This is a genomic window from Acinetobacter sp. YH12218, from assembly GCF_013417925.1.
GTDB lineage: Bacteria > Pseudomonadota > Gammaproteobacteria > Pseudomonadales > Moraxellaceae > Acinetobacter > Acinetobacter amyesii.
Genome location: NZ_VPDB01000102.1, coordinates 1 through 7834, shown reverse-complemented (window position 1 = coordinate 7834; position 7834 = coordinate 1). Strand labels below are relative to the sequence as shown.

Annotated in this window: 7 protein-coding genes; 3 read left to right on the top strand and 4 right to left on the bottom strand. The window is 37.9% G+C overall.

What is annotated here, in order from left to right; all coding sequences use genetic code 11:
- The first annotated feature begins 172 nt into the window (after positions 1–172).
- Positions 173–742, top strand: a complete 570-nt coding sequence (locus FTV03_RS16460) for a hypothetical protein (protein WP_180042250.1) — start codon at positions 173–175, stop codon at positions 740–742.
- Between the two features lie 262 nt (positions 743–1004).
- Complete coding sequence (locus tag FTV03_RS16455; RefSeq protein WP_180042248.1) at positions 1005–2165, top strand: MFS transporter; 1161 nt, start codon at positions 1005–1007, stop codon at positions 2163–2165.
- Positions 2166–2189: 24 nt separating this feature from the next.
- Here FTV03_RS16455 and FTV03_RS16450 read toward each other — a convergent pair whose 3' ends face one another.
- Positions 2190–3620, bottom strand: coding sequence for a GGDEF domain-containing protein (locus FTV03_RS16450; protein WP_180042246.1), 1431 nt, complete (start codon positions 3618–3620; stop codon positions 2190–2192).
- A 251-nt stretch (positions 3621–3871) separates the two neighbouring features.
- On the opposite strand from FTV03_RS16450, the gene FTV03_RS16445 reads away from it, so the two are divergent.
- Complete coding sequence (locus tag FTV03_RS16445) at positions 3872–4354, top strand: hypothetical protein (protein WP_078190792.1); 483 nt, start codon at positions 3872–3874, stop codon at positions 4352–4354.
- A 71-nt stretch (positions 4355–4425) separates the two neighbouring features.
- Here the strand turns inward: FTV03_RS16445 and accC are convergent, their stop codons facing one another.
- From accC to aroQ, 3 genes are read right to left on the bottom strand one after another with little or no spacing between them, the layout of a single operon-like run.
- Positions 4426–5787 (bottom strand): acetyl-CoA carboxylase biotin carboxylase subunit, encoded by a 1362-nt coding sequence (accC, locus tag FTV03_RS16440; RefSeq protein WP_111885487.1) that lies wholly within the window; start codon positions 5785–5787, stop codon positions 4426–4428.
- Between the two features lie 17 nt (positions 5788–5804).
- On the bottom strand, positions 5805–6221 hold the full coding sequence (gene accB, locus FTV03_RS16435; protein ID WP_078190790.1) for an acetyl-CoA carboxylase biotin carboxyl carrier protein: 417 nt from the start codon (positions 6219–6221) through the stop codon (positions 5805–5807).
- Between the two features lie 15 nt (positions 6222–6236).
- Positions 6237–6692, bottom strand: a complete 456-nt coding sequence (aroQ, locus tag FTV03_RS16430; protein ID WP_180022653.1) for a type II 3-dehydroquinate dehydratase — start codon at positions 6690–6692, stop codon at positions 6237–6239.
- Positions 6693–7834: the final 1142 nt, after the last annotated feature.

Below are 7834 nucleotides of genomic sequence, written 5' to 3'. Positions count from 1 at the left end.
AAAATCATTTGAATGATTTCTTCTTGGTCTACGTGCCATAAAATACTCCATATATTGATGTTTATAACATCATTTGGGGAGCAAAATATCACTTATAAGTGTTGTTCAAATTTCCTGATCCACCTCTTTCATTCGTAAACTCAAAATCGGCTATCTCCTAAATAACAAAGGAATGAGTTCAGTTCAGATAATTAAAAATTTAAGCACTGAAAAGATGGTGCTAGAAATATTTAAGAAAAAGGCGATCGTTGGTAAACATATGCATAGTAATAAATGTATGTTTAACAATAGAACGACGAATGAATGGCTGTCTGAAGATGATAGTGTTGAAGAGTTTATTTTTGAGCTTGTACGTATGGGCTGGATAAAATTGAATCGACCACCTGAAGAGAGTAGATTTTGGCAGATGATTCACGACGAAGATGGTAAAATGTTTGGAGTGTTTAATGCTGTTGAAAAAACTTTTATTTATGATTGGATTGCTGGCAAATCTATAGATCCTAAGCAAAATCAAGTGAATAATGAGTATGTGAAAAACTTCCTAGAGACCAATTCATTTAATTATTTAGCTAACCATGAAATGGCTGAGCTTAAGAAACAATTTGATGGAAATACGAATACAGGATATAAGATCAACAAACTTCTAAAGTATTTAGCGCCTCATATGCATCATCAAGAAATTGGTTTATGGAGTACCCAACGTATTGTTGAATGTTTATTTCCATCTCTAGCTCGTCAATAAAATAAATACTCCAAAAGATTTATAACTTTCATCGTCAAAAATAACCGCCTTCGGGCGGTTTTTCTTTTATGCGAAAAACAGTGATAAAATAGTGAAAATTAATGAGTTTTTAAAGCAGTCTACAAAAAATCAAAAAAAATATTTTTTTGCAATTTGTAGACTCATTTGTAGACTGTTGAGCTACAAATACAGCCAAATGAGTGCAATCTTATATAACCATTAACTTATTTAAGTGTTTGAAAATACAAGTGAATATAACCAAATGCAATCAATTCCAATCCAAACAAAACTAGGTGGATTCTACTTTTTCTATTATTCAATAGTGGGTACATTCATGCCGTATTGGAGTTTGTATTTAGAGGATCAAGGGTTTAATTATCAAGAAATAGGGGTTTTATCTTCGATTGCAATTGTGACACGTTTTTTTGCCCCATTTATTTGGGGTTGGATTGCAGATAAATCCGGCAAGCGCATGCTTTTAGTTCGAATCGCAACATGGATGGAAGCCTGTATTTGGTTTCTGATTTTTATAATTCCCAACAGTTTTCAATCTGTTGCATTACTCATGCTGGTTTTTAGTTTCTTTCAAAATGCTATATTGGCTCAGTTTGAAGGAGTAACTTTATTTTGGTTAGCTGAGCGGCGTGCAGAACTTTATGGAAAAGTCAGAAAATGGGGATCAGTTGGCTTCATTGTTGGGGTATTTGGAATTGGGGCTTTGCTAGAAATAATACCTGTTTCAATGCTGCCTATCATGTTGTTATGCATTGCATTTCTCGCATTTATTTGGTCATTTACGATTAAAGAGCCCGCTACTGCACCATCTTCACAGAAAAAACTTGAACCACTTTGGCCTATCTTAAAACGGCCTATTGTAGCGAGTTTTTTTATCATTGAATTTTTTCTGCTCTTTTCGCATGCACCGTTTTATAGTTTTTATAGCAATTACCTTAAGCAGGCCGATTTTTCGACGAGCCAAATCGGTTTTTTATGGTCTGTCGGAGTCATTGCGGAAATCATTATGTTTGCCTATGCCAATGTCTTTTTTAATCGATATTCTTGGCGTAACTTAGTGCTCATTTGTTTGGGGCTAACAGGGATGCGATGGTTGATTGTAGGCTTATATCCGGCGGTGTTTATCACTCAATTTGCTGCGCAAACGATTCATGCCTTCAGTTTTGGATTATTCCACTTAATCGCGATGCGAATCATTTTTCAAAATTTTACCGCAAGTCAACAAGGGCGAGGTCAAGCGCTATACAGTACCATGTGGGGCTTAGGTGTTGCGAGTGGCAGTATTTTAGCAGGTCGATATTGGGACATGCTTTCGGGACCCGTTATTTTTATGATCGCAGGACTGGCGGTTCTACCTGCCATGTTTTTGGTCGTGGGCTTGCCTAAAACGATTCAAAAGCCAGCTTGAAGCAATTCAGTATATTGATAAGTCTCAATGGACTAAAATCACCTGATTACGGCCGAGCTCTTTGGCTTGATATAAGGCCTGATCGGCTTGATTAATCATACTTTGCAAACTTGGAGCATTGGGCAAAGACTGATGAATCAGACCAATACTCACCGTAATATAAATCGTATTTTGTTCATCAATGAAAATAGGTGTAGTTTCAACGACTTTTCGGATGCGTTCAGCAATATCTTGAGCTTCAGTTGCAGCAATGTTCGTGAGTAATACACTAAACTCTTCACCACCAATACGTGCAAATAAATCTGTTTCACGTAAATTCTTACGCACAACGCTCGAAAATTCTTGTAAAACTTGGTCACCGACATAATGCCTATATTGATCATTCAATTTTTTAAAATGATCAATATCCATCATGATAATGGAAAAGTTAAGCTGAATTTGGTTTTGTAGGTAAAGCTCACCTTGCTCGAAAAAATATCGACGATTCATCGCATGAGTCAAACTATCATGATTTGCAAGGTATAAAACCTCTTTATAAAGTTCGTGTCGATTTCGGCTAATAATACAAAGAATCAACGGCGAGAGAATCAGCATGGCTAGGCCAATACGAACTGAAATTGCTGTCGATAAATAGGCAAGCGAAGAATCGTGTAAGTAGAACGCATTTAAATTGTAATAGGTCGCTAAAATTACCACGGCGTTAATTAGGGATAAGGTAAATAATCGATAGGTTAATGCTGCCCAAATTAGAGCCGCTAAAGGGTAGAGAATTGCCCCTGGACCTGTAGAAACTGCGGTTAAAAATACACAGAAGACAACTGCAATTGCCGGAAATATTTTATTGATCTGAAAGCTTTGATGACGTCGATTTTTGAAATAAAGTTTAAGATCGGCCAGTTTAGGAAAAGACAGAATAAGCGGTAATATAATCAGCGCATTCAATATTTCGGTAATCCACCACATACCAAAATCAATCGACAATCGATCGGTCGACATAAACGTATTGGGAATATAAGGCACGGTGAAAATAGCAAAAAGTGCACCCGCAAGGCATCCACCACAGGCGATGATGACAATCATGGTCAGAAAGGTGAAACCTTTATTATAGTTTTGATAGTTCACCTGAAAATATCGCATAAAAAATAACGATACCATGCTGTTGGTTAAATTTGAAAAAGTAAGAAATAGGGTGAGTTGGAAATAATTGCCTGTCACTAAATCTGGGAGCATATAGCCGGTAAATGCACCTAACCATCCTCCCAGATTACTGAGTTTGGGAAACCTTAAGAATAATGCTAACAATAATGCATTCGCAGGCCAAAAAATCGCTAAATAGCTTAATGGGCGGCTGAAAATACCGACTAAGCAGCAGCAAAAAATAACTGCAGCGACTATGACAAAAGCCATGCTGTGGCGTGTATTAAGCGGAGCAAGACTATTCGAATGCAGTTTCATTAGCTTATGTAAGCCTAGGTTAAATATGGGAGAATTCGTTTTTTTCGTATATTAAACGATAAAAAAGATTTTATATTATTTTATTGTAAATAGTGTGATTTGTTTGGCATTTAGCTGATTTGTAGTTTCGTTAACGAAGATTGATTTTCTGGATAAAGATGAAAAATGATTGTTATGAAAATGTGATAAACCGCGGATTTGTAAAAAAATGTGTTACTTTAAGAGCATGATTTATATGACTGATTAAATGTATGAAAATAGCATATCTTACAGTTTTACTCATGTTGAGTTCATCGTTGGTGATGGCGGCAGATAATAAGAATACAACTCAAAATTCAGAGGCTAAAAATCAAGTTGAAGCGGTGAATAGCTTTAGGGTGACAACACGTTCTGAATTGGTTGGCTTATGGGGCATGGAAATTCCGACCAATAAAAAGTGCGTCGAATATTATAATTTTAAGAGTAATAATGATGTTGTGATCAAAAGCGGTGAAGAGTGGTCATCAGGGGTGTATGACTATCAACCTGCACAAGATCCGAATGTGCAAATTCCAGCACTGATTTTGCAAGTGAAATATGACAATAATCAGATGGATTGTTCGGGCAATATTCAAGATCAAACCGGCGAAATTTCACAGTACTTTGTAAAGTGGAAAAGTCCATCGGTTATTAATTTCTGTGCCAACGATCAGGCTCAGCAGTGTTTTGCGACATTGCGTCGAGTTTTGCCTTAAGCATGATTATAGACCTTTTATTATGAAAATAAAAAACCACTCATTTGAGTGGTTTTTTTGACGCTGAAGATTTATTTATCTTCATGTCCTTCGACTTTCTTTAATAGATGCTTTTCAAGATAGTGAATATCCATTGCTTGTTCGCAGAAATTTTTATCTTGAAGAATCAAATCTTTATGTAGCGGAATATTGGTTTTCACGCCAGTTAAGATAATCTCTTCCAGAGCTTGTTTCATGCGCGCAATAGAGGTTTCACGATCTTTACCATGCGCAATGAGTTTTGCAATCATTGAATCATAGTATGGTGGGATGCTATATCCTTGATAGATATGAGAATCTAGTCGGATACCTGCGCCACCCGGTGCATAAAAATGGTCGATTTTACCCGGTGAAGGCATAAATGTAGATGGATCTTCTGCATTAATACGACATTCAATCGCATGACCTTTAAGTTGAATATCTTCTTGTTGAAGATCCAAACCTAAGCCAGCAGCAATGCGTAATTGTTGCTCGATAATATCCACACCAGTTACTTGCTCAGTAACAGGATGTTCTACTTGTACACGAGTATTCATTTCAATAAAGAAGAATTCACCTTCTTCAAATAAGAACTCAAATGTACCAGCACCACGGTATTGCATCAATTTACAAGCATTTACACATGCTTCAAGAATATGCGCACGTGCTTCTTCAGGTAAACCCGGTGCAGGCGCTTCTTCAAGCACTTTTTGATGGCGACGTTGCAATGAACAGTCACGATCATAAAGGTGAATTGCATGGCCATTACCATCTGCAAGAACTTGCACTTCGACATGGCGTGGCTTTTGAAGGAAACGTTCCATATAAACGGTGTCGTCACCAAACCACATTTCCGCATCACGTTGAGCAGCTTGTACAGATTCGAGTAGCGTGTCTACACGTTCAACGATACGCATACCACGACCACCACCACCAGAGGCAGCTTTTACGATCAATGGAAATCCAATTTCTTTGGCTTCTGCCAATGCATTGTGAATCGTTACAGCATGGTCACAACCCGGAACAGTCGGTACACCAGCTTTTTTCATCGCAATAATGGCAGAAACTTTGTTCCCCATTAAGCGAATGTGTTCAGGACGCGGACCGATAAAGATAAAACCTGAGTTTTCTACAATTTCTGCAAACTCAGCGTTTTCAGATAAGAAACCATAACCTGGATGGATGGCATCTGCACCGGTGATTTCAGCCGCTGTAATAATGGCAGGGATATTGAGATAACTTTCGCTGCTGGCACCTGGTCCAATGCACACAGCTTCGTCACAGAAGCGTAAGTGCATTAGGTCTTTGTCGGCATCGGAATAAATCCCTACGGTTTTAATTCCTAAAGTTTTGCAAGCGCGGGTGATGCGGAGCGCAATCTCACCACGGTTTGCAATTAAAACTTTTTGCAACATTGTGATTCCCCGTGGTCTTAAGCGCGATAGCGGAATAATGGTTGACCGAATTGGATCACTTCGCCATTTTTAACCAAAATTTCTTCAATTACACCGCTTTGAGTTGCTTCAATTGGGTTCATGATTTTCATTGCTTCGATGATACCGAGTGTTTCACCAGCAGATACAGTTTGACCAACTTTCACAAATGGTGCTTCACCTGGATTTGGCGCAGCATAGAACACACCAACCATAGGAGACGGCTCAACAGCACCACGTGGTGAACGAGGTGCAGCAGGCGCAGCGGCAGGAGCAGCCATAGCAGGCGCAGCGGCAGCAACTACTGGATTGCGACGAGTTAGAGCAATCGATTGATCGCCTTCTTTAACTTCAATCGCCTGTAAGTCAGATTCAATCATCAAATCGATGAGTTTCTTGATTTTACGGATATCCATGAACAGTATTCCTAATTAAGATTGAGAAGTTGGTTGAATTTTTTCGATGGCGAAGTCTAGTGCTGCGGCATAGCCTTTTGCACCTAAACCACAAATAACGCCAACGGCTTTATCAGATAGATAGGAGTGATGTCTAAATGCTTCGCGAGCGTGGACATTTGATAGATGTACTTCGATAAACGGAATGGCTACACCAAGAAGGGCATCACGCACAGCAACCGAAGTATGTGTTAGGGCTGCTGGGTTAATAATGATGAATTGAACGCCTTCTTGTTGCGCTTGATGAATTCGGTCGACGACAGCGCCTTCCCAATTACTTTGGAAAGTGTCGAGAGAAATGGAAGCGTTTTGAGCCTGTGAAATCAGTTTTTGGTTGATATCATCGAGTGTTAGATAGCCATAAACTTCGGGTTCACGTTTTCCCAGTAAGTTGAGATTCGGTCCATGAATGACCAAAATGGTCGAGCTCATTTAGCCTGCTCCAATAAAAAGTTGCAAATTTACTTTGCAAGATACCTGCAAAGTTTGCTCATTATGGCATAAAATCCCACATTTTTTTTATAATTTCTTTGAATTGACGTGAAAAGCATGTGCCGAGAATGGGCTATATAATGCGAACTTTGCAGAGAATTGGCAATGTTAAAAGATTACATTTTTATCATTATATTGTAGGACATCATTTTAAACCCAATTGGCTAAAACTGTTGATATCTTTTGTGTAAACTTGCTTTATCGTGGTGCGTACGTTTAGCAATAACCAGTACAAATGATCTGAAAGGTGAGATGGCCTGTACATTTGTCTTATAGATCGTCAGTTGAACTGCCTACGCATGCATAGTCGTAAAGATGGTATTTATACAGCGACTTAAAAAATTCTAAGGTTTAACTTATTTCACGCGTAAAGGAATCTAAATTGTTCTCAGTTTTCAATCGAGTTATTTGAAAGAATAAATCAGGTTTGTGTGCTAAGTATATAAAAATTAAAAGATAGTTACTTTTTCTATGGTTTATAAAGCATATTTCTAGGCCAATAAAAGGTTTTCATAAATGATAGGGCTCACGCTAGATATTTTGTTTGCCTCAGTGAATTGAATATTCTGTGGGAGCATTTCCTTATAAGTAGGCAGCTTTAGATAAGCTGAGCATCTATTGCCTAGCTACGTCATACTTTATAGTCCTATATATAAGCGTATTAACCATCCTGTGTATTTTCTAGTCAGTGTTTTGAATGTATGAAGCGTGCAAGGCATTGACGATTTCTTTCATAAATCATGTAAGTTTGGAAAATCGGGCATTTGTCTAAATTTGTACAGGTATTGGCAAAAGTTAAATCTGTGGTGATAAAGAAGTTTGCTGTTTGCATGCTGATTCTATTTTTTATTCGTCTATTTCTATGTTTTAGCGGTATATGTGTTGAATAAGTTTCCTTTCTTCTTGTTTATACTTTTAGGTGGAATCTACCGCATTGAGTCTTTTTCTATAAATGAATTCTCTGTACACGACAAATTTCATAGGATCCTTGTCCTATCAGGCTTTTTCTTTCTTAAAATTGCTAGCACTTTCTTAAATTCTTCTTTTTTTCCAAAACCAATCAAACGTAGAATAGCCATTTG